The following is a 21,003-nucleotide window of genomic DNA, read 5'->3' on the forward strand; positions in this document are numbered from 1 at the left end:
CGGCGGAAACGCCACCGGGTACGACTGCGCGGCCTGCCGATGAACGGACGGGCCGCGCGGGTTCACACCTGGCCTCACTACCTACCATACAGTCAAGCGACGACTCGAACACGTGACGGCGAATACTCCGACTGGCCGCGCCGGGGTGGCGGGACGGCTGCGGGCGGTCCCCGGACCTGTCGGGACCACTAAGGTCAGGTGCCATGGAGACTCAGGAACCCGGTGACGGGATCACCGACTCGATCGGGCCCTGGACGGCCCGGGCCGCCGACCCGCAGTACCGCGCGGCGGTGCTCGACCTGCTGGGCGCGCTCGCGTACGGCGAGCTGAGCGCCTTCGAGCGGCTCGCCGAGGACGCCAAGTTCGCGCCCGGCATCGCGGAGAAGGCCGCGCTGGCCCGGATGGCCTCCGCCGAGTTCCAGCACTACCAGCTGCTGCACGACCGGCTGGCCGAGGTGGGCGCCGACCCGGTCGCGGTGATGGAGCCGTTCGTCGAGCCGCTGGAGGCCTTCCACCGGATGACCGCCCCGTCCGACTGGCTGGAGGGCCTGGTCAAGGCGTACGTCGGTGACGCCATCGCGACCGACTTCTACCGCGAGGTGGCGGTCCGGCTGGACGACGACACCCGGGACCTGGTGCTGCGCGTGATGGCCGACACCGGGCACGGCGAGTTCGCGGTGGACCGGGTGCGGCAGGCGATCGAGGAGGACCCGCGGGTCGGCGGGCGGCTCGCGCTGTGGGGCCGGCGACTGATGGGCGAGGCGCTCAGCCAGGCGCAGCGGGTGGTCGCCGAGCGGGACGCGCTGTCGAACCTGCTGGTCGGCGGCGCGCACGTGCGCGGCTTCGACCTGGTCGAGGTCGGCAAGATGTTCAACCGGATCACCGAGGCCCACACCAAGCGGATGGCCGCGCTCGGGCTGGCCTCCTGAGCGGTGGTCAGGCGTGCCGGTGCCGTCCGCCTCGCCGGCGCCGGTCCGCGAGGTCCGGCCGGGCCGGCACCGACACCAGCAGCACCGCCACCAGGACGGACACCGCCAGCTGCACCGCCGGGACGTGCCCGTCCATCACGTAGTGGGTGAGCCGCCCGGCCAGCACGGCGGACACCAGGGCGGTGCCGACCGGCAGGGCGCGCGACCCGGGGAACAGCTCGGGCCGGACCAGCAGGGCGCCGAACCCGACGGCGAGGCCGATCAGGACGAACGCGGTCGTCTCCCACACGGCTGCCTCCCGGGGTTGTGCGGCGCTGCGGCACCCACCGCCTACCCGCCCGGGGCCGCCGGTACACAGCACGGCGCCCCGTCCCCCCAGGTGGGGGAACGGGGCGCCGGTGAACGCAGACTCAGAGCGTGCCGAAGCCGACCTTGCGGACGGACGGCTCGCCGATCTCGACATAGGCGAGGCGGTCCGCCGGGACCATCACCTTGCGGCCGTGCTCGTCGGACAGGGTGAGCAGCTTGGCGCTGCCGTCCAGGGCCTTGGCGACCGCTTCCGTGACCTCTTCGGCAGATTGCGCGCTCTCCAGGACGATCTCCCGGTTCGCGTTCTGCACGCCGATCTTGACCTCCACGGCTTCCGTCCCTCCGGTAGCTGGCCGCGCGCGCTCGAACCGCATTTCGCGGGCGGCGCGCCGTACGGGCTTCACCTTAAGGCAGCGGAGCGGCTCGGAGGCGAACGTCCCGGGTCGGTCCGCTCAGGGCCGAATCGGCGCTCACTCGCCGCCGGCGCCGGAGCCCTCCAGGGCGGGGTGCATCGGGAAGCCCTTCAGACCGCGCCAGGCCAGGCTGGCGACCAGCCGGATCGCCTCGTCGCGCGGGATCTCGGACTCCTGGGACAGCCAGTACCGGGCGGTGATCTGGGCCATGCCACAGACACCGACCGCGAGCAGCTTGGCCTCCGCCTCCGGCAGGTCGGTGTCCTCGGCGATCACCTTGGAGACCAGGGTGGCGCTCAGGTCGGTGGCCCGCTCGACCCGGTCGCGCACGGCCGGCTCGTTGGTCAGGTCCGACTCGAAGACCAGCCGGAACGCGCCGGACTCGCTGGAGATGTAGTGGAAGTACGCCTCCATGGTGGCGGCGACGCGCTGCTTGTTGTCGTTGGTCGCCTCCAGCGCCGCCCGGGTGCCGTCCACCAGGGCGTCGCAGTGCTTGTCCAGCAGCGCGAGGTAGAGCTCCAACTTTCCGGGGAAGTGCTGGTACAGCACCGGCTTGCTGACGCCGGCCCGCTCGGCGATGTCGTCCATGGCGGCCGAGTGGTAGCCCTGGGCGACGAACACCTCCTGGGCGGCTCCGAGCAGTTGTTCACGGCGGGCGCTTCGCGGCAGGCGGGCACCGCGCGGGCGCTCCTGCGCCTCCTGGATGGCCGTCACGGCGCTCCTCACTTCACGGTCTGCGATGGGCTGGCAAGGTGTTGATTCTACTTTTCGGTAACCCGCTCGTGCGCGGGTGAAGCCGAGTAAAGCGCACCACCGCCCTTGTCGGGAGCCCACAATACGGCCCGGACCAGGGGTGTCCACAGGTCCGGACGGGCCCGGGAACGGGTCGGGACGGGCCGAATCGCACCGGTGGCGAGCCGTCCTCACTACCATCGTGCTCCATGAGCGCCGCCCAGCACCCTCCCGCCGCCCTGGAGCCCTACCGCACCGTCGAGGTGCCCGGAGCGGAAGTGGCCGTCAGCCGCCATACCGAGCCCCGCGACGGACTCCCGCCCGCCCTGTTCGTGCACGGGCTCGGCGGCTCCGGCGACAACTGGCTGGAGCTGCTCGACCAGCTCTCCGACGACGTCGACGGCGAAGCGGTCGACCTGCCCGGCTTCGGCTGGTCCGCGCCGCCGCTGGACGGGAACCTGAGCGTCTCCGGACACGTCCGCGCCGTCATCGGCTACCTGGAGGAGACCGGCCGCGGACCGGTCCACCTGTTCGGCAACTCGCTCGGCGGCGCGGTCTCCGTCCGGCTCGCCGCGCTCCGGCCCGACCTGGTGCGCAGCCTCACCCTGATCTCCCCGGCACTGCCCGAACTGCCCCCGCAGCGCACCGCCTGGCCAACCGGGCTGCTGGCCGTCCCCGGTTTCGCCGAACTGGTCCGCCGCCGCAACGCCGGCAGCGACCCGGAGAGCGTCACCGCCGAACTGCTGCGGCTGGTCTACGGCGACCCCGAAGGCATCCCCGCGCACCGCCGGGCGCGCGCCGTCGCCGAGTACCGGCGCCGCACCGCGCTGCCGTACGCGCTGCACGCGATGGCCGGGTCCGCGCGCGGCATCGTCAGCGCCTACACCGAGCGCGGCGAGCAGTCGCTGTGGCGGCAGGCCCGGCAGGTCGAGGTGCCGGTGCTGCTGGTGTACGGGCTGAAGGACAAGCTGGTCTCCTACCGCTCCGCCCGGCGGGCCTGCGCCGCGTTCCGGGACGCCCGGCTGCTGGTGCTCCCCGAGTCCGGGCACGTGGCGATGCTGGAGCACCCCGAGCCGGTGGCCCGCGCGGTGCGCGAACTGCTCGCGGAGGTCGACCCCGGGCGCTGAGTACCCCGGGCGCTGAGCACCCCGGGCGCCGAGTGCATCGGGCATTGCGGGCGAGAACGCAGCCGAGGCGCGTGAGGTCACGGCCGTTCACTCGATCAGGTGGCAAGCCGGGCCGGGCCCCCAAGGGGTCCGGCCCGGCGCTCTACCGTCGTGTTGTCGGACCGAACAGGTGTGGGGGGCGAGACGGCGACGGCGGTGGACGCGGGGAGCGGACGCCGGCCGGACGGCCGTCGAGCACGGACGCACTTCCTGTGTCGTAGGGCCGGAACCCCGTCGAAACGCTCTTGCTCAGGAGGCGTCGTGCGCATAGCTCTGCTCACCGAGGGCAGTCACACCAACGCGCAGCGTGGTGGAGGAGGCTGGTGCGGCCGGCTGGTCGGCGGCCTGCCCGAGCACGAGTTCCGGCTCTACCGGCTGCTCCCCGGTGACGGCCCCGCCCCGCCCACCGGGGTGCGCGGCCTGCACGGCGTCCACGAACTGCCCATCTGGGGCCGCCGCCCGGCCGGCCGCGGGCCCACCGCGCTGCGCCGCCGCGGCTACCTCCGGGCGTACGAGGAACTGGTCCGCGCACTGGTGATGCCCGGCGAGCGGGCCGGGTTCGGGCCCGCGCTGTACCGGCTGGCCGCGCTCGGACGGGAGGACGACGCACTGCCCGCGTTCCTCGCCTCCGGCCACGCGCACCGTGCGCTGGAGCGGATCTGGCGGATGCCCGGCGCCGACACCGCGGGCGGCGGGCCGCAGGTCTGCGACGTGCTGGTCGCCGCCGACCTGCTCGAACAGTGCCTGCGGCCACTGTCCGCGCCCTGGTACGGCACCGGACCGGCCGGGCTCGGCGGCGCCGACCTGTGCCACGTGGTCGGCGGCGGCCCCGCCGCGCTGCCCGCGCTGGTCGCCCGCGAACTGCACGGCGTCCCGTTCGTCGTCACCGAGCACGGCCTGCACCTGCGCGAGCAGTACCGCGGCTACCGCTCCGCCCCCTACCGCTGGCCGGTACGCGCCCTGCTGCTGTCGTTCTTCCGGCAGCTCACCGAGGAGACCTACCGGCAGGCCGCCGTGCTCACCCCCGGCAGCGACTACGACCGGCAGTGGCAGCGGCACTGCGGCGGCGACCCCGTCCGGACCCGGATCGTCCACGAGGGCACCCCCGCCACCGGGCGGGACGCCGCCGGGGCCGAACCCGAGGCGCCCACCCTGGTCTGGGCCGGCGCGCTGGAGCCCGGCCGCGACCCCGAACTGATGCTGCACGCCTTCGCGCAGGTCCGCGCCGAACTGCCCGAGGCCCGGCTGCGGATGTACGGCGAGGAGGGCGCGCCCGGCTACCTGGCGCACTGCGAGGCGATCGCCGATCGGCTCGGCATCGCCGGGGCCGTCGAGTTCGCCGGACGGCCGGAGAGCCTGGCCGCGGCCTGGGAGTCGGGCAGCGTCGTGGTGTTCAGCGCGCTCGCCCAGCGCAGCCCCCGGTTGCTCGCCGATGCCATGCTCAGCGGCCGCGCCGTGGTCGCGACCGAGGTCGGGGTGGCCGGCGAGGTGCTCGGGGCCGGGCTGCTGGTGCCGCCGCGCAGCCCGCGTGCCCTCGCCGGGGCCTGCCTGGCGCTGCTGCGCGACCGGGAGCGGCGCTCCCGGCTGGGTCTGGCCGGTCGGCTGCGGGCGCAGGAACGCTTCGGCGTGGAGCCCGTGGTCGGCGCGTTCCGCGAGATCTACCTCGAACTGGTCTCCCGCTACCCGGCCTTCCCGGCCGGGCCCGGCACCCCGGCGCGGCCGTTCGCCCGCCCCGCCGAGTACTGGGTGGCCGCCGGCGGGACACCGCTGCCCGCGCTCGCGGAGGCGGTGTGACCACGTCGCCATCAGCGGATCCCGTCCGCGAACTCCTGGATGCCAACCGCGAGTTGTGCGAGCGGGCGGTGGACCCGCTGGAGATCGCCGCCGCCCTGGAGGACTCCGGCCTGGCCGCCGACGGCGCCGCCCGCTACCGGCACGCCGACGTCTTCGGCCTCGCCGAGGAGCTGTACGCCCGGGTGCCGCGCCGCCCGCCCGCGCCCGAACCGCTGCCGGTGGCCCCGGCCCGGCTGCCCGCCGCGCTGTGCGGCGCCGCCGTCCAGCTGCTGCCGCTGCTGCCGGCCGCCGCGCTCGGCGGGGTGGCGGGCGGGGTGCTGGCCGTGCTGGTCGGCGCGGGCGGGCACGCGCTGGTCGCCGACCGGTGCGGAAGCGTGCCGGGGCCGGTCGCCGGGTGGCAGCCGGACGACGGGCTGCTCGACGACCCGGCGCAGGCCGGACCCGGGCCGTCCGGATGGTGGACCGGCCACTGCGCGCAGCGGTCCGCGCTCGGCGAGGGCGCCGGCAGCGGACTGCTGCTCGCCCTGCTCTGCGCCGCCGACCCCGGCGTGGCGCTCGTGGTCGCGCTCGGCGGTGCGGTCGCCGGGTGGGGTGCGGCCCGGGTGCGCCGGTTCGGGCAGCGGCAGACGGGGGTCGCCACGCTGCGGGAGTTCCGCTCCCGGCTGCGGCCCGTGCTGCCGCTGGCCGTACTGGCGCAGCTGGCCGTGCTCGCCGTGCTGGGCCGGGTGACGGTCGGGGGCCGGTCCGGCACCGTGCAGGCCGCGCTGTTGGTGTGCGGCGTGCTGCCGCTGCTGGCCGGCGTGGTGCGCGGCGCGGGGCGGCCCGGCACCGCCGCGATCGCGGTGCTGACCGCCGCGGCCGGCGCCGCCGTCCTCTCGCTGCCCGGCCCCGCGCACTGGCTCGGGGCGCCGCCGTCGGGCCCGGTGCTGGCCGCCGCGCTCGGCCCGGCCGTGCTGCTGGCCGGGCACGCCTGGCCGCTCACCACCCGGCCGGGCGCGTACTCCGACTTGTCGATCAGATCTCGTTGCCCGGCCGGTGCCGGGCCTGATGGAAGGACTTGGGCCCGATGAGGGTGCTGCTGCTGGGAGCCGACGGGTTCATCGGCCGGCGGGTCGCCGACCGGCTGCTGGCGGAGGAGGGGCTCCAGGTGACCGTGCTGGGCCGGAGCGATTCCGCCGACATCAGGTTCGACCTGGCCTCGGGGAGTCCGGGCGCGCTGGCCCGGTTCCTGGACGCGGTCGCCCCGCAGGTGGTGATCAACTGCGCGGGGGCGACCTACGGGACGTCCCGGGCGCTGATCCGGGCGAACACGCTGGCGGTGGCCACGGTCTGCGAGGCGATCCGGCGCAGCCGGGAGCCCGCCCGGCTGGTGCACGTCGGGTCGGCCGCGGAGTACGGTCCGGCCCAGCCGGGCGGGCCGATCCCGGAGGGCGCGGAGCCGCGTCCGGTCGGGCCGTACGGGGTGTCGAAGCTGGCGGGCACCGAGCTGGTGCTGAGCTCGGGCCTGGACGCGCTGGTGCTGCGGGTGTTCGACGTGGTCGGCCCGGGGTCCCCGACGGCCTCGCTGTTCGGGCGGCTGGCGGAGGGCCTGCGGCGGGCGCTGGAGCAGGACGAGGCCCAGGTGCGGATGCCGGACCTGTCCGGCTACCGGGATTTCGTGGACGTCCGGGACGTGGCGCGGGCGATCCAGGCGGCGGCGGTGTCCGCGGCCACCGGGGTGATCAACATCGGCAGCGGCCACGCGGTGCGGGCCCGGGAGGCGGCACACCTGCTGGTCAGGGCGTCCGGTTTCGAGGGGACGATCAGCGAGGACGCCCGCCAGGTGGTGCTGCCCGCGCAGCAGACGGCCGCGGAGGGCGTCCGGGCGGCCGAGGCGCGGGCGGCCGCCGAGCCGGTGCACTGGCGGCAGGCGGACGTCCGGACCGCCCGGGACCGTCTCGGATGGCGGACACAGGTGCCGCTGGAGGAGTCGCTCGGGGACGTCTGGCTGGAGACCGCCTGCCGGGTCTGATCCGGTTGGGCGCGGCTTGACCAGGGGGTTCGGCGCGGGGGGCGAAGTCTCGCCATCCGGCGCCGGCCATCTCAGCAAATGGACCTGCTGTCTTGGAATACCCCCGGCGCGTGACACTGTTGGCGTAGTCGAACGAGAAACTGACGACCATCGGAGTCCCCGTGTCGCTGCCACCCCTGGTCGAGCCGGCCGCCGAGCTCACTGTCGAAGAGGTCCGCCGGTACTCCCGCCACCTGATCATCCCCGATGTGGGCATGGACGGGCAGAAGCGGCTCAAGAACGCCAAGGTGCTCTGTGTCGGCGCCGGCGGCCTCGGCTCGCCGGCCCTGATGTACATGGCCGCCGCCGGTGTCGGCACGCTCGGCATCGTCGAGTTCGACACCGTCGACGAGTCGAACCTGCAGCGCCAGATCATCCACGGCCAGTCCGACATCGGCCGTTCCAAGGCCGAGTCCGCGCGCGACTCCGTCAAGGAGATCAACCCGCTGGTCAACGTGGTGCTGCACGAGGAGCGCCTCGACAACGACAACGTGATGGAGATCTTCTCCGGCTACGACCTGATCGTCGACGGCACCGACAACTTCGCCACCCGGTACCTGGTGAACGACGCCGCGGTGCTGCTCGGCAAGCCGTACGTGTGGGGCTCCATCTACCGCTTCGACGGCCAGGCCAGCGTCTTCTGGGCCGAGCACGGCCCGTGCTACCGCTGCCTGTACCCGGAGGCCCCGCCGCCGGGCATGGTCCCGTCCTGCGCCGAGGGCGGCGTGCTCGGTGTGCTGTGCGCCTCGATCGGCTCGATCCAGGTCAACGAGGCGATCAAGCTGCTGGCCGGCATCGGCGAGCCGCTGGTCGGCCGACTGATGATCTACGACGCCCTGGAGATGCAGTACCGCTCGGTGAAGGTCCGCAAGGACCCCAACTGCGCGGTCTGCGGCGAGAACCCGACCGTCACCGAGCTGATCGACTACGAGTCGTTCTGCGGTGTCGTCTCGGAGGAGGCCTCGGCCGCCGCGATCGGCTCCACGATCACCTCCAAGCAGCTCAAGGAGTGGATCGACAACGGCGAGGACATCGACATCATCGACGTCCGCGAGGTCAACGAGTACGAGATCGTCAGCATCCCGGGCGCCCGTCTGATCCCGAAGAACGAGTTCCTGATGGGCAACGCCCTGCAGGACCTGCCGCAGGACAAGCGGATCGTGCTGCACTGCAAGACCGGTGTCCGTTCGGCCGAGGTGCTCGCCGTGCTCAAGGCCGCGGGCTTCGCGGACGCGGTGCACCTGGGCGGCGGCGTGATCGGCTGGGTCAACCAGATCGAGCCGGAGAAGCCCGTCTACTGACGCCGCGCCCCGCGCTGACGCACAGTCATCGAGCCGCCCGACCAGGGGAATTCCCCCGGTCGGGCGGTTTTGCGTGACCATCGGTGCGGAACAGCACCCCTGCGCCGGCCGTGGCGCAGGCGTTCGAGTTCGAGGGAGCGGGGGAGTCCGATGGGCAAGCATGTGGTGGTCGGGGCCGGGCCGGTCGGTTCGGCCACCGCGCGGCTGCTCGCCGAGCGCGGCGAGGAGGTCGTGGTGGTCACCCGCACCGGCGCCTCCGCCGCCCCGCTGGAGGGCGTGCGCCGCCTGCAACTGGACGCGTCCGACCCGCAGGCGCTCGGCTCCGCCGCCGAGGGCGCCGCGGTCCTCTACAACTGCGCCAACCCGCCGTACCACCGCTGGCCCGAGGTGTGGCCGCCGCTCGCCGCGTCGCTGCTCGCCACCGCCGAGCACGGCGGCGCGGTGCTGGCCACCGTCTCCAACCTGTACGGCTACGGCGCGGTGGACGGGCCGATGAGCCCCGACACGCCCCTGCGGCCGGTCTCCACCAAGGGCGAGGTGCGGGCCACCATGTGGCGCGACGCGCTGGCCGCGCACCAGGCCGGGCGGGTCCGGGTCACCGAGGTGCGCGGCTCCGACTACCTGGCCGCGAACGCGGTCGGCGCGCTCGACGACCGGGCGTTCTCCCGCGCCCTGGCCGGCCGCACCGTCCAGGTCCTCGGCGACCCGGACGCGCCGCACAGCTGGACGGCCCCGCAGGACGTCGCCCGCCTGCTGGCCACCGTCGCCGCCGACGAGCGCGCCTGGGGCCGGGCCTGGCACGTGCCGAGCAACGCGCCGCGCAGCCAGCGGCAGGTGGTCGCCGAGCTGTGCGCCGCCGCCGGGCGGCCCGCCGCGAAGGTCACCGGCATCCCGCGCCCGGTGCTCGTCCTGCTCGGCCTGGCCGACCCGACGATCCGCGCCGCCCGGGAGACCGCCTACCAGTTCGAGCGCCCGTTCGTGCTCGACGACAGCGCCACCCGCGAGACCTTCGGGCTGGCGCCGACGCCCTGGGAGGAGATGCTCGCCGGGATCGTCGCCGCGTACCCGAAGGGCTAGAGCGCACTCCTGCGCTGGAGGACGTTGTAGGCGATCCAGCCCGGGAGGACGGGGAGCCAGAAGGTCAGCAGGCGGTACAGGAACACCGCCGGGGTGGCCGCCGTGAGCGGGACGCCGGCCGCGGTCAGCGCACCGATCAGGGCGATCTCGACCGGGCCGATGCCGCCCGGGGTGGGGATCGCCGAACCGGCCGCGTTCGCGGTCAGGAACACCACGGCGACGGCCGAGTAGGTGACGTGCCCGCCGCCGCCGAACGCCTGCACCGAGGCGTCCAGGCAGGCGGTGAAGGACAGCGTCAGCAGCAGGATGCCGCCGAAGCCGGTGACCAGCTTGCGCGGGGTCTGCATCAGGTCGAGCATCCGCGGGATCACGCCGAAGAACAGCGAGCGGACCCGGGTCACCACGAACCGGCGCAGCGGGGCCACCGCGGCCACCACCAGCGCGAGCACCGCGGCGGACAGCACCCCGATGATCACCGCCCGGGAGGCGCCCAGGTCCCCGTTGGTCTGGGTGCCGGTGATCAGGCCGAAGGCGAACAGCAGTAGCAGGTGGCCGCCGAGCCCGGCCAGCTGGGAGGCGCCCACCGAGGCGGCGGCCTGCACCGGCCGGATCCCGGCCTTCTGCAGGTAGCGCGTGTTCAGCGCGATGCCGCCGACCGCCGCAGGCGCCACCAGCTTCACGAACGACCCCGCGACCTGCGCCGCGACCGTCCGGCCGAACGGCAGCTTCTCCGGGACGAAACCGGTCAGGCTCATCGCCGCGGCGACGTACGAGGCGGCCGCGGCGGCCAGCGCGGCCGCCGCCCAGGCCCAGTTCATCTGGGAGACCTTGAACTGGTCCGGCCGGATCGTGGTCAGCGCCAGGTAGGCGGCGAAGGTCAGCGCCACCAGCATGATCAGCGTCTTCGGCTTGAGGCGTTCCAGCTTGGCCGGGGCCAGCGGCGCCTCGGGGGCGATCTGCAGGATCTGCCCGCGCAGCTTGGACAGCAGGTCCTCGTTGGCCTGCGCGATGTCCTCCTCGGCCTGCTGCTGGGTGCGCTCGCCCGACGCGACCTGCTTGAGCGCCAGCGCCTTCGCGGCGGCCTTCCGCTCCTTGGTCATCCGTTTCAGGTCGCCGCGGGTCTGCCGGCTCAGGCCGACCGGTTGCAGCAGCGGCAGCGCCTCGGCGATCCGGGTCGGGCCGAGCGCCTCGGTGGCGGCGGCCACCGCCCGCTCCGGGCCGGTGCGCAGCGCGAAGGTGGTGAGCAGCTGGGCGATGTCGATGCGCAGGGTCAGGTCGCCGGCCGCGATGTCGCCGCCGGACAGGTTGATCAGGCAGCCGGTGCGGTCGTCCATCACCAGCAGGGACTCGCCGGTGAGCCGGCGGTGGGCGATCCGGCGCTCGTGCAGGGTGGCCACCGAGGTCCAGAACGAGGTCATCACCGCGTCGGTGACCTCCTCGTCGGCGAGCTCGTCCAGGGTGCGGCCGGCCACGTTCTCGTAGACCAGGATCGCGGCGTCCGGGCCGAGCTCGGAGGTGGCGACCAGTTGCGGGGCGCGGGCCCCGGAGGCGGCGGCCGCGTACGCGATCAGCGCCTCCTGTTCGAGTGCCTGGCGTAGCGACTGCGGGCTGCGGCGGACCGCGACCGAGCGCAGCCGCAGCCGCCGCCAGGCCCGGTAGAAGAAGCCGGAGGCCTGTTGCTCGCGGTCGATGATGTGCACGTCGAGCAGCGGCCCCTGTTGTTGCACGACCAGGTAGCGGCGGGTGCCGCCGGGGCCGTCGGGGGCGGTGTGCGCGGCGGACGGGGTGAAGCCGACCTTGCGCAGGCCGATCATCAGGTGCTGCCCGGTCGGCCGGATGTTCGGCGAGCCGATCGCGTACAGCGTGCCGTACGCCACCGACCAGCCGATCAGCACGGTGAGCAGCAGCGACAGCGGGGTGGTGTAGCCGTTGACCAGTTCGGTCGCGCCGGAGAGGATCACCACGATCCACAGCGCGACCCGCCAGCGCGGCCGGCTCGACATGCCGACGGCGGTCATGTACGCGATCACCGGGGCGAGGTAGCCGTGCACCGGGTCGGTGAGTTGCTCGCCGTCGCCCGGCGGGAACTGGGTCAGCGCGTTGCGGATCTCCTCGGGTGCGCTGGCCGCCACCCACCAGTCGACGCCCAGTGAGACGCCGTACGCGAGCACCGAGGCGAGCACGCCGTCGGCGACCCGCAGGCCGTCGCGTTTGATCAGCCGCTCGACCGCGAACGCCAACGGCACCGCCAGCACCGCGACCGAGGAGACCAGCGCGGCGATGGTGGACAGCAGGTCCGGGATCCGCTTGGCATTGATCGTGATGTCGCTCTCGATGCCGCTGGTGGTGGAGACCGCCACCTGCGCCAGCACGAACACCGCGACGATGCCGAGCAGCCCGGCGAGGAACCGCAGCAGGTCCGAGGGCCGGTGGGCGCGCGGCGGCAGCAGCGGTTCGTCGACTGCCAGGTACTCGCCGCCCGGCTCGCCCGCCTCGGGCTGCTCGTCGTCGGGTCGCTCGTTGTCGGGCTGCTCGTCGTCGGGTCGCTCGTCGTCGGGTCGCTCGTTCTGTCCGTTCCCGTGCTGGTCCGGTCGCTCCGGCGGCCGGTCCGGTGTGTCCGGACGGTCCGACCCGTCGTCCGGCGGCAGCTGAGCGGCCACCGCGTCCTCCCCCGTGTGGTGCGCGTCCCGCGCCCGGTGGCGCAGGTCGACCGGTGGTGGGGCGTCCTTGCCCCGCGGGGCGGAACCGTCGGTGGCGGACTCCTCGGAGCCCTTGTCCACGTTCAATTCAGCCGTCCCGGTCATCTGGTCTTGTTTCCTCGCGTGTCGCACTGCCCCGAAGATGCTGCCATGCCCGGAACCCCGGTGCGGTCCAGGGGCGGTATCCCGCGTGCCGCATCGCCCGCACGGGGTGCTGGAAATCGACCGGATGGGGAAGAATACGTCGGATGACCGAGCCGGACGAGGTGCCCGAGATCCCGCCGTACGCGGAGGCGGTGCTCGACCTGACCGAGCGGATCCCGCCGGGCCGGGTGATGACCTACGGTGACGTCGCCGAGTACCTGGGCCGCGGCGGCCCCCGCCAGGTCGGCCGGGTGATGGCGATGTACGGCGGCTCGGTGCCCTGGTGGCGGGTGATCCGCGCGGACGGGCGGCCGCTGCCCGGCCACGAGCACCGGGCGCTGCCCGAGTACCGCGCCGAGGGTACTCCGCTGCGCACCGTCGCCGGCGAGCCCAGGGTCGATCTGCGGGCCGCCCGCTGGGACGGGACAGCCGCACAGCCCTGACCGGGGAACGTGCGCGGGAGGGGTCTGTGGGTGCAGGATCGTAGGCTCGATGCGGCGGGCCCCACTCTCCCCACCGCCCGCCACTGAACCGCCGTACGACCCTGGACCGCAGTGACCTCACCGTTCCGCCTGGTGCGCAGCCCCCTCGCGCAGCCCGACCCGCCCGTGCTGGACGACTTCCAGCAGGCGGTGGTCGAGCACGCGTCGGGGCCGCTGCTGGTGCTCGCCGGGCCCGGCACCGGCAAGACCACCACGCTGGTCGAGGCGGTCGCCCGGCGGATCGCCGACGGCGCCGCCCCCGAGCGTGTGCTGGTTCTCACCTTCAGCCGCAAGGCCGCGATGGAACTGCGCGACCGGATGACCGCCCGGATCGGCACCACCGCCCCGCAGGCCACCACCTTCCACTCGTTCTGCTACGCCCTGCTGCGCGCCCACCAGCCGGCCGAGGAGTACGCCGAGCCGCTGCGGCTGCTGTCCGGCCCCGAGCAGGACGTGATGGTCCGCGAGCTGCTGGCCGGCGGCGCCGAGGACGCCAAGGCGGGCACCGCCACCATCCGCTGGCCGCTCGACCTGCGGGCCTGCCTGACCACCCGCGGCTTCGCCGACGAAGTCCGCGCGGTGCTCGCCCGCAGCCGCGAACTCGGCCTCGGCGAGCAGGAGCTGCTGCGCTTCGCGGAGGGCGTCCAGCGCCCCGACTGGGCCGCCGCCGCGCACTTCCTGGCCGAATACCTGGACGTGCTCGACCTGCGCGGCGTCCTCGACTACGCCGAACTCGTCCACCGCGCCGTACTGCTCGCCGAACGCGAGGACGTCGCCGGGCAACTGCGCGACCGCTACGACGTGGTGTTCGTCGACGAGTACCAGGACACCGACCCGGCCCAGGTGCGGCTGCTGCAGCGGCTGGCCGGCGGCGGCCGCGACCTGGTCGCGGTCGGCGACCCCGACCAGTCGATCTACGCGTTCCGCGGCGCCGACGTGAACGGCATCCTGGAGTTCCCCGACGCCTTCCGGCAGGCCGACGGCCGGCCCGCCGAGGTCAAGGTGCTGCGGGTGTCCCGGCGCTCCGGCGCGGTACTGCTGGCCGCCTCCCGGGAACTCGCCCGCCGGATGCCGATGGGCCGCCTCCCCGCCGACAAGCTCGCCGCGCACCGCGCCCTGCTGCCCTCCCGCGAGGGCGGCGCCGTCGAGGTGTACACCTACCCGACGCCCGGCGCCGAACTCGACTCGGTCGCCGACCTGCTGCGCCGCGCCCACCTGGAGGACGGCGTCCCGTGGGGCCAGATGGCGGTGCTGGTGCGGGCCGGCTCCCGGTCGATACCGGCCGTGCGCCGCGCGCTGGCCGCCGCCGGCGTCCCGCTGGAGATCGACGGCGACGACCTGCCGCTGCGCGAGGAACCCGCCGTCACGCCGCTGCTGCTGGCCCTGCGGGTGTGCGCCGAGGGCGAGGGCGCGCTCACCGCCGACCTCGCGCACACCCTGCTCACCGGCCCGCTCGCCGCCCTGGACGGCTCCGACCTGCGCCGCCTCGGCCGCACCCTGCGCGAGGAGGAACGCCGGGCGCTGGCCGAGGAGGGCGTGGCCGGCGTGGTCCGCCCCGCCGAGGAACTCGTCCGCGAGGCGCTGGAGCAGCCCGAACTGCTCGCCCTGCTGGACGCCCCGTACGCCCGCCGCGCCTACGAGTTCGGCGTGCTGCTGCGCAAGGTCCGCGAACTGCTGGCCGGCGGCGCGTCCGGCGAGGACGCGCTGTGGGAGCTGTGGGACGGCTCCCGGCGCTGGCGCGAACGGCTGGAACGGGCCGCGCTGCGCGGCGGCGCGGCCGGCCGCAACGCCGACCGCGACCTGGACGCGCTGTGCGCCCTGTTCGAGACCGCCGCCCGCGCCGAGGAACGGGTCTCCGGCCACCGCGGCGCGCTCGACCTGCTCGCCGAGGTCGAGGCCCAGGACATCGCCGCCGACACCCTGCGGGTGCGCGCCGTCCGCCCCGACGCGGTGCGGCTGATGACCGCGCACCGCTCCAAGGGCCTGGAGTGGCGCCTGGTCGTGGTGGCAGGCGTCCAGGAAGGGCTCTGGCCCGACCTGCGCCGCCGCGGCTCGCTGCTGGAGGCCGACCGGATCGGCCGCGACGGCCTCGCCGAACCGCTGTCGGCCGCCGCGCTGCTCGCCGAGGAACGCCGGCTGTTCTACGTCGCCGCCACCCGCGCCAAGGAACGCCTGGTGGTCACCGCCGTCAAGGCCCCCGCCGAGGACGGCGACGAACCCTCCCGGTTCCTGCGCGAGCTGTACCGCGAGACCCTCGACCCCCGCACCGGCCGGGTGCTGGAACGCGTCCCGCAGGTGAAGGTCGCCGACATCACCGCCCGCCCGCGCCGCCCGCTCGCGGTGCCCGCGCTGGTCGCCGAACTGCGCGCCGTCACCGTCGACCCCACCCGCTCCCCGCAGCTGCGCCGGGCCGCCGCCGAACGCCTCGCCACCCTCGCCGCCGCCGTCGACGAGGAGGGCCGCCCGCTGGTCCCCGCCGCCCACCCCGACCAGTGGTGGGGCCTGGTCGACGCCACCGCCGCCCCGGAGCCGCTGCGCGAGCCCGGGCTGCCGGTGCGGCTGTCCGGCAGCGGCCTGGAGCAGCTGGAGTCCTGCGCGCTGCAGTGGTTCCTGGAGAAGGACGTGAAGGCCGGGCACACCGCCTCCGCCGCCCAGGGCTTCGGCAACGTGGTGCACGCCCTCGCCGACGAGGTCGGCTCCGGCCGCACCCCCGCCGACCTGGCCGTCCTGATGGAGCGCCTGGACACCGTGTGGGACGCCCTGGCCTTCGACGCGCCGTGGAAGTCCCAGCAGGAGAAGACCGAGGCCCGCGCCGCCCTGGAACGCTTCCTGCACTGGCACGTGCTGGAACGCGAGCGCACCACCGTCGCCACCGAGCACGGCTTCGACCTCACCCTGGACGTCGGCGGCGTCGCGGTGCGCATCCGCGGCTCGATGGACCGGGTCGAGGCCGACGCGGTCGGCCGCGCCTACGTCGTCGACTTCAAGACGGGCAAGCAGATCCCGACCGACAAGTCGCTGCCCGAACACCGCCAACTCGCCGTCTACCAGCTGGCGGTGCGCGGCGGCGCGCTCGACGGCCTGCCCGGCTTCGAGCACGGCGCCGTCCCGGGCGGCGCCGAACTGGTCCACCTGCGGGAGCCCGCCAAGGGCGAGCCGGACGCCCCGAAGGTGCAGCAGCAGCTGCCGCCCGACGGCGACCCGTGGATCGAGAACCTGCTCGCCGACACCGCCGGCCGGGTGCTCGCCGAGCGGTTCACCCCCACCGCGGGCGAGCGCTGCGGCCGCTGCGCGTTCCGCGGCAGCTGCTCCGCGCAGCGGGACGGCCGGCATGTCGTCGACTGAGCTGCTCGAACACCCGGACCAGCTCCGCGAACTCCTCGGCATCCCGTTCAACACCGAGCAGTTGGCGGCCATCGGCGCGCCCATGGCCCCCGGCGTGATCGTGGCCGGCGCGGGCTCCGGCAAGACCACCGTGATGGCCGCCCGGGTGGTCTGGCTGGTCGGCTCCGGCGCGGTGCGCCCCGAACAGGTGCTCGGCCTGACCTTCACCAACAAGGCCGCCGGGGAGCTCGCCGAACGCGTCCGCGCCTCGCTGCTGCGGGCCGGCGTGCGCGAGGACGACTCGCTCGGCGACCCGCAGATCTCCACCTACCACGCCTTCGCCGGCACCCTGCTCAAGGAGCACGGCCTGCGCCTGGGCATCGAACCCGACGTCCGGCTGCTCGCCGACGCCACCCGCTTCCAGCTCGCCGCCCGGGTGCTGCGGCAGGCCCGCGGCCCCTACCCGGCGCTCACCGGCACCTTCTCCGCGCTGGTCGCCGAACTGATCGCGCTCGACTCCGAACTCGCCGAACACCTGGTCGAGCCGTCGCAACTGCGCGACTGGGACGAGGAGTTGCTCGACCACCTGGCCACCGTCAAGCTGAGCAACGAGGACCTCCGGGCCGTCCCGAAGGCCGCCCGCGGCCGGCAGGAGCTGCTGCACCTGGTCGAGGACTACCGGGCCCGCAAGCAGAAGCTCGGCCTGCTCGACTTCGGCGACCAGATCGCCGCCTCCGCCCGCCTCGCCCAGCAGCGCCCCGAGGTCGGCCGGCTGCTGCGCGAGCAGTACCGGGTGGTGCTGCTGGACGAGTACCAGGACACCTCGGTCGCCCAACGCCTCATGCTGGCAGGCCTGTTCGGCGGCCCCGACAGCGCCGGACACCCTGTCACCGCAGTCGGCGACCCCTGCCAGGCGATCTACGGCTGGCGCGGCGCCTCGGTCGCCAACCTGGACGACTTCCCGCAGCACTTCCCGCAGGCCGACGGCAGCCCGGCGCACCGCTTCGCGCTCAGCGAGAACCGCCGCAGCGGCGGCCGGCTGCTCGCCTTCGCCAACGAACTGGCCTTTGATCTGCGCGAGATGCACGAGGGCGTGGAGGCGCTGCGGCCCGCGCCCGGCGCCGAACTCGACGGGTACGTGCGCACCGCGCTGCTGCCCACCCACGCCGAGGAGGTGGACTGGCTGGCCGACTCGATCGCCCACCTGGTGCGCACCGGCACCGCGCCCGGCCGGATCGCCGTGCTCTGCCGGGCCGGCACCGCCTTCCCCGACATCCACGCCGCGCTGGTGGCGCGGAGCGTCCCGGTCGAGGTGGTCGGCCTCGGCGGACTGCTCCAACTCCCGGAGGTCGCCGACCTGGTGGCCGTCTGCGAGGTACTCCAGGACCCGACCGCGAACGCCGCCCTGGTGCGCCTGCTGATCGGCCCGCGCTGGCGGATCGGCCCGCGCGACCTGGCCCTGCTCGGCCGCCGCGCCGCCGACCTGGTGCGCACCGCCCGGCTCGGCGACCAGGACCCCCTCGCCGCCGCCGTCGCCGAGACCGACCCCACCGAGGTGGTCTCGCTGGCCGACGCGCTGGAGACCTTCGTCGACGCCGAACAGCCCGACGAGCTGCCGTTCTCGCCCGAGGCCCGGGTGCGCTTCGCCCGCTTCGCCCGGGAGATCCGCGACCTGCGCCGGGCGCTCGCCGAGCCGCTGATGGACGTGCTGCACCGGGTGCTGACCGTCACCGGCCTGGAGGTCGAACTGTCCGCCTCCCCGCTGGCACTGGCCGCCCGCCGCCGGGAGACCCTGCACTCCTTCCTGGACATCGCCGCGTCCTTCGCCGACCTGGACGGCGACCCCGGCCTGGCCGCCTTCCTGGCCTTCCTGCGGGCCGCCCAGGAGTACGAGCGCGGCCTGGACGCCGGGCTGCCGGGCGGCGAGGACACCGTCAAGGTGCTCACCGCGCACAAGTCCAAGGGCCTGGAGTGGGACGTGGTGGCCGTCCCCGGCCTGGTCAAGGGCGGCTTCCCGTCCGGGCAGGGCCGGGAGCGCTGGACCTCCACTCGCAAGGTGCTGCCGCACGCGCTGCGCGGCGACGCCGCCACGCTGCCCGCCGACCCGGCGTGGAACGCCAAGGGCATGGGCCTGTTCAAGAAGGAGATGGCGCACCACGCCGAGGTCGAGGAACTGCGGCTCGGCTACGTCGCGTTCACCCGCCCGCGGTCGCTGCTGCTGGCCTCCGGCCACTGGTGGGGGCCCTCGCAGAAGCGCCGGCGCGGGCCGTCCGAGTTCCTGCTGAAGCTGCGTGCGCACGCCGAGCGGCCCGGCAACGGCGAGATCGGGCACTGGGCCGAGGAGCCTGCGGGCGATGCGCAGAACCCGGCGTTCGACGTGTCCGTGGAGACCCCCTGGCCGCTGCCGCTCGACCCGTCCGCACAGCACGCCCGCCGCCGGGTCGCGGACGTGGTCCGCCGCCGGCTCGCTGGGGCGCCCGCGCCCGAGGCCGAGCAGATGGGCGTCGAGGACCAGCGGACGGTGGCCTCCTGGGACCGCGATCTGAGCGCGCTGATCGGCGAGTTGGAGCGCTCCCGGCGCACCGTCCGGGAGGTCGAGCTGCCCGCCTCGCTGTCCGCCACCGAGCTGATGCGGCTGGCCGCCGACCCGGACGGCTTCGCCCGCGAACTCGCCCGCCCGATGCCCCGCCCGCCCGCACCCGCCGCCCGCCGCGGCACCCGCTTCCACGCCTGGGTGCAGGCCCGGTTCGACCAGCCGCTGCTGCTCGGCCCGGACGCGCTGCCCGGCCTGGACGTCGACATCGACGAGATCGAGGACGAACGCGACCTGGAGCGCCTCAAGGAGGCCTTCCTGCGCGGCCCGTACGCCGGCCGCACCCCCTACCGGGTCGAGGCGCCGTTCCAACTGGTGCTGGCGGGACGGGTGGTGCGCGGCCGGATCGACGCGGTCTACCGGGACGCGGACCGTGGCGCAGGGTCACCGCGCTACGAGGTGGTGGACTGGAAGACCGGCCGGGAGGACAGCGGCGACCCGCTGCAACTCGCCGTCTACCGCCTCGCCTGGGCCGAGCAGGCGGGCGTCCCGGTGGAGCAGGTCACGGCCTCGTTCTGCTACGTGCGCAGCGGCCGGATCGAAACACCGTCAGGACTTCCCGGCCGAAAAGAGTTGAGCGATCTTCTGATCGGGAATAGGTAGAAAAGAGTCACTCAGAGCATTCAACCCGTCACGAGATCAAGTGAAACCTGTGCGCCCTGCACGTTTCGTGCCTATTGTGGGGTCGGTAACCGGTCATCCTCCCGTACTCCGGCCGCCGTCAGGGCCCCGACCCCCTGACCTCCCGTCAGACCCGCAGGTGCCGAGCAGCACCCGCACCTTCCGCTGGAGAGACCGACGTTGAGCGCGACCGGATGGATCAGGGACGTCCTCCACGGCCCCACCCCAGGGCCGGTACCCAACACCGTCACCGGCACATGGCCCAAGACCTCGCACGCCCTGCCGCTGATCGGCATGGCGCTGGTCGTCTCCCTCGACCTGCTGACCAACAGCCACGTCACCGTCGAACCCGCACTGACCGCCGTCCCCGCCCTCGCCGCCGTGGTCTCCCGGCGGACCTGGTACCCGCTGCTCACCGGCGCGCTCGCCGAAGTGTGCGCCTTCGGCATGGCCTGGTACAACGGCGTGCTCGGCCAGTCCGTGCACACCGCCACCGTCGCCGCGATCGTGCTCATCGCCGGCATCGGCCACCTCAGCGCCACCCTCCGGCTGCGCCAGGAACTCGCCCTCGCCGAGGCCCAGTTGGTCGCCGAGGTCGCCCGCCGGGTGCTGCTGCGCCCGGTGCCCGAACGGGTCGGGCCGGTACGGGCCGCCGTCCGCTACGCCGCCGCCGCCGCGCACGCCTCGATCGGCGGCGACCTGTACGAGGTGGTCAACACCCGGCACGGGGTGCGCGCCGTGATGGGCGACGTACGCGGCAAGGGCCTGGCCGCGGTGGAGACCGCCGCCGCCGTGCTCGGCGCGTTCCGCGAGGCCGCCCACCAGGAACCCGCGCTGGACCGGGTGGCGGGCTGGCTCGCCGTCAGCCTGGACCGCGCCCTGCACGAGAACGACCACCCCGGCGTCGAGGAGGAGTTCGTCACCCTGGTGCTGATCGGGGTCCGCCCCGACGGCGCCCTGGAGATCGCCAACTGCGGCCACCCCGCGCCCGTCCTGCTGCGCGGCGAGGACGCGCCCCGGCTGCTGACCGCCGACGAGACCGTCCCGCCGCTCGGGGTGCTCGACCCCGTCGACGTCTGCCCGCCGCTGCAACTGCTCATCACCGAACCCGGCGACCGCATCCTGCTGTACACCGACGGCGTCATCGAGGCCCGCGACCACCTCGGCGCGTTCTACCCGCTCACCGACCGGCTGCCGCTGCTCGCCGACAGCGGCCCGGTCGAGGTCCTGCACCGCCTGCACGAGGACGTCGTCCGGCACGTCGGGCACAAGCTCGGCGACGACGCCGCCATGCTGATGCTCCAGTTCGATCCGGTGCAACTGCCCGCGCAGCAGCAGGCCGAGGCACCGGTCGGGCACACCCTCTGAA

15 protein-coding genes are annotated in these 21,003 nt (G+C 74.4%); 11 read left to right on the forward strand and 4 right to left on the reverse strand.

From position 1 onward, the window contains the following. Positions 1–203 precede the first annotated feature (203 nt). A complete protein-coding gene (locus ACGFWJ_RS26350; protein ID WP_380487407.1) occupies positions 204–929 on the forward strand; it encodes a ferritin-like fold-containing protein in 726 nt (241 codons plus the stop codon). 7 nt (positions 930–936) lie between these two features. Here ACGFWJ_RS26350 and ACGFWJ_RS26355 read toward each other — a convergent pair whose 3' ends face one another. The 3 genes from ACGFWJ_RS26355 to ACGFWJ_RS26365 all read right to left on the reverse strand — a co-directional run bounded on the left by ACGFWJ_RS26355 (position 937) and on the right by ACGFWJ_RS26365 (position 2,365). After that, on the reverse strand, positions 937–1,218 hold the full coding sequence (locus ACGFWJ_RS26355; protein WP_387865603.1) for a hypothetical protein: 282 nt from the start codon (positions 1,216–1,218) through the stop codon (positions 937–939). Positions 1,219–1,339: 121 nt separating this feature from the next. Then, positions 1,340–1,567: a DUF3107 domain-containing protein gene (locus ACGFWJ_RS26360; protein WP_387637592.1), complete on the reverse strand. Its 228-nt coding sequence runs from the start codon at positions 1,565–1,567 to the stop codon at positions 1,340–1,342. Positions 1,568–1,708: 141 nt separating this feature from the next. Beyond that, positions 1,709–2,365 (reverse strand): TetR/AcrR family transcriptional regulator, encoded by a 657-nt coding sequence (locus ACGFWJ_RS26365; protein ID WP_387637590.1) that lies wholly within the window; start codon positions 2,363–2,365, stop codon positions 1,709–1,711. Between the two features lie 227 nt (positions 2,366–2,592). On the opposite strand from ACGFWJ_RS26365, the gene ACGFWJ_RS26370 reads away from it, so the two are divergent. The 6 genes from ACGFWJ_RS26370 (at position 2,593) to ACGFWJ_RS26395 (ending at position 9,771) form a co-directional block, all read left to right on the forward strand. After that, positions 2,593–3,510, forward strand: coding sequence for an alpha/beta fold hydrolase (locus tag ACGFWJ_RS26370; RefSeq protein WP_392953965.1), 918 nt, complete (start codon positions 2,593–2,595; stop codon positions 3,508–3,510). 300 nt (positions 3,511–3,810) lie between these two features. Continuing rightward, positions 3,811–5,343, forward strand: a complete 1,533-nt coding sequence (locus ACGFWJ_RS26375; protein ID WP_392953968.1) for a DUF3492 domain-containing protein — start codon at positions 3,811–3,813, stop codon at positions 5,341–5,343. Then, entirely contained in the window at positions 5,340–6,413 is a 1,074-nt protein-coding gene (locus ACGFWJ_RS26380; protein ID WP_392953971.1) for a hypothetical protein, read from the forward strand. Before ACGFWJ_RS26375 ends, ACGFWJ_RS26380 begins: the two co-directional genes overlap by 4 nt. Then, entirely contained in the window at positions 6,410–7,354 is a 945-nt protein-coding gene (locus tag ACGFWJ_RS26385) for an NAD-dependent epimerase/dehydratase family protein (protein WP_387637580.1), read from the forward strand. Before ACGFWJ_RS26380 ends, ACGFWJ_RS26385 begins: the two co-directional genes overlap by 4 nt. A 161-nt stretch (positions 7,355–7,515) precedes the next feature. Further along, positions 7,516–8,694 carry an adenylyltransferase/sulfurtransferase MoeZ gene (gene moeZ, locus ACGFWJ_RS26390; protein ID WP_387637578.1) on the forward strand — a complete coding sequence of 393 codons (1,179 nt, stop codon included), beginning with the start codon at positions 7,516–7,518 and terminating at the stop codon, positions 8,692–8,694. Positions 8,695–8,844: 150 nt separating this feature from the next. Next, positions 8,845–9,771 carry an NAD-dependent epimerase/dehydratase family protein gene (locus tag ACGFWJ_RS26395; RefSeq protein WP_392953975.1) on the forward strand — a complete coding sequence of 309 codons (927 nt, stop codon included), beginning with the start codon at positions 8,845–8,847 and terminating at the stop codon, positions 9,769–9,771. Here the strand turns inward: ACGFWJ_RS26395 and ACGFWJ_RS26400 are convergent. Next, the gene (locus tag ACGFWJ_RS26400; RefSeq protein WP_392953978.1) at positions 9,768–12,575 is read right to left on the reverse strand and encodes a lysylphosphatidylglycerol synthase domain-containing protein; all 2,808 of its coding nucleotides are present in this window, start codon (positions 12,573–12,575) and stop codon (positions 9,768–9,770) included. The two genes, ACGFWJ_RS26395 and ACGFWJ_RS26400, sit on opposite strands and share 4 nt — an antisense overlap. A 143-nt stretch (positions 12,576–12,718) precedes the next feature. Here ACGFWJ_RS26400 and ACGFWJ_RS26405 point away from each other — a divergent pair, with 143 nt between their 5' ends. The 4 genes from ACGFWJ_RS26405 (at position 12,719) to ACGFWJ_RS26420 (ending at position 21,002) form a co-directional block, all read left to right on the forward strand. After that, positions 12,719–13,057, forward strand: coding sequence for an MGMT family protein (locus ACGFWJ_RS26405; protein WP_387637571.1), 339 nt, complete (start codon positions 12,719–12,721; stop codon positions 13,055–13,057). A 111-nt stretch (positions 13,058–13,168) separates the two neighbouring features. Then, positions 13,169–16,441, forward strand: a complete 3,273-nt coding sequence (locus tag ACGFWJ_RS26410) for an ATP-dependent helicase (RefSeq protein WP_392953981.1) — start codon at positions 13,169–13,171, stop codon at positions 16,439–16,441. Further along, on the forward strand, positions 16,428–19,616 hold the full coding sequence (locus ACGFWJ_RS26415; RefSeq protein WP_392953984.1) for a UvrD-helicase domain-containing protein: 3,189 nt from the start codon (positions 16,428–16,430) through the stop codon (positions 19,614–19,616). Before ACGFWJ_RS26410 ends, ACGFWJ_RS26415 begins: the two co-directional genes overlap by 14 nt. Positions 19,617–19,814: 198 nt before the next feature. Beyond that, complete coding sequence (locus tag ACGFWJ_RS26420; RefSeq protein ID WP_392953987.1) at positions 19,815–21,002, forward strand: PP2C family protein-serine/threonine phosphatase; 1,188 nt, start codon at positions 19,815–19,817, stop codon at positions 21,000–21,002. Position 21,003: the final 1 nt, after the last annotated feature.

The sequence above is a fragment of the Kitasatospora sp. NPDC048407 genome (assembly GCF_043200475.1).
In the GTDB taxonomy this organism is placed as follows: Bacteria; Actinomycetota; Actinomycetes; order Streptomycetales; family Streptomycetaceae; genus Kitasatospora.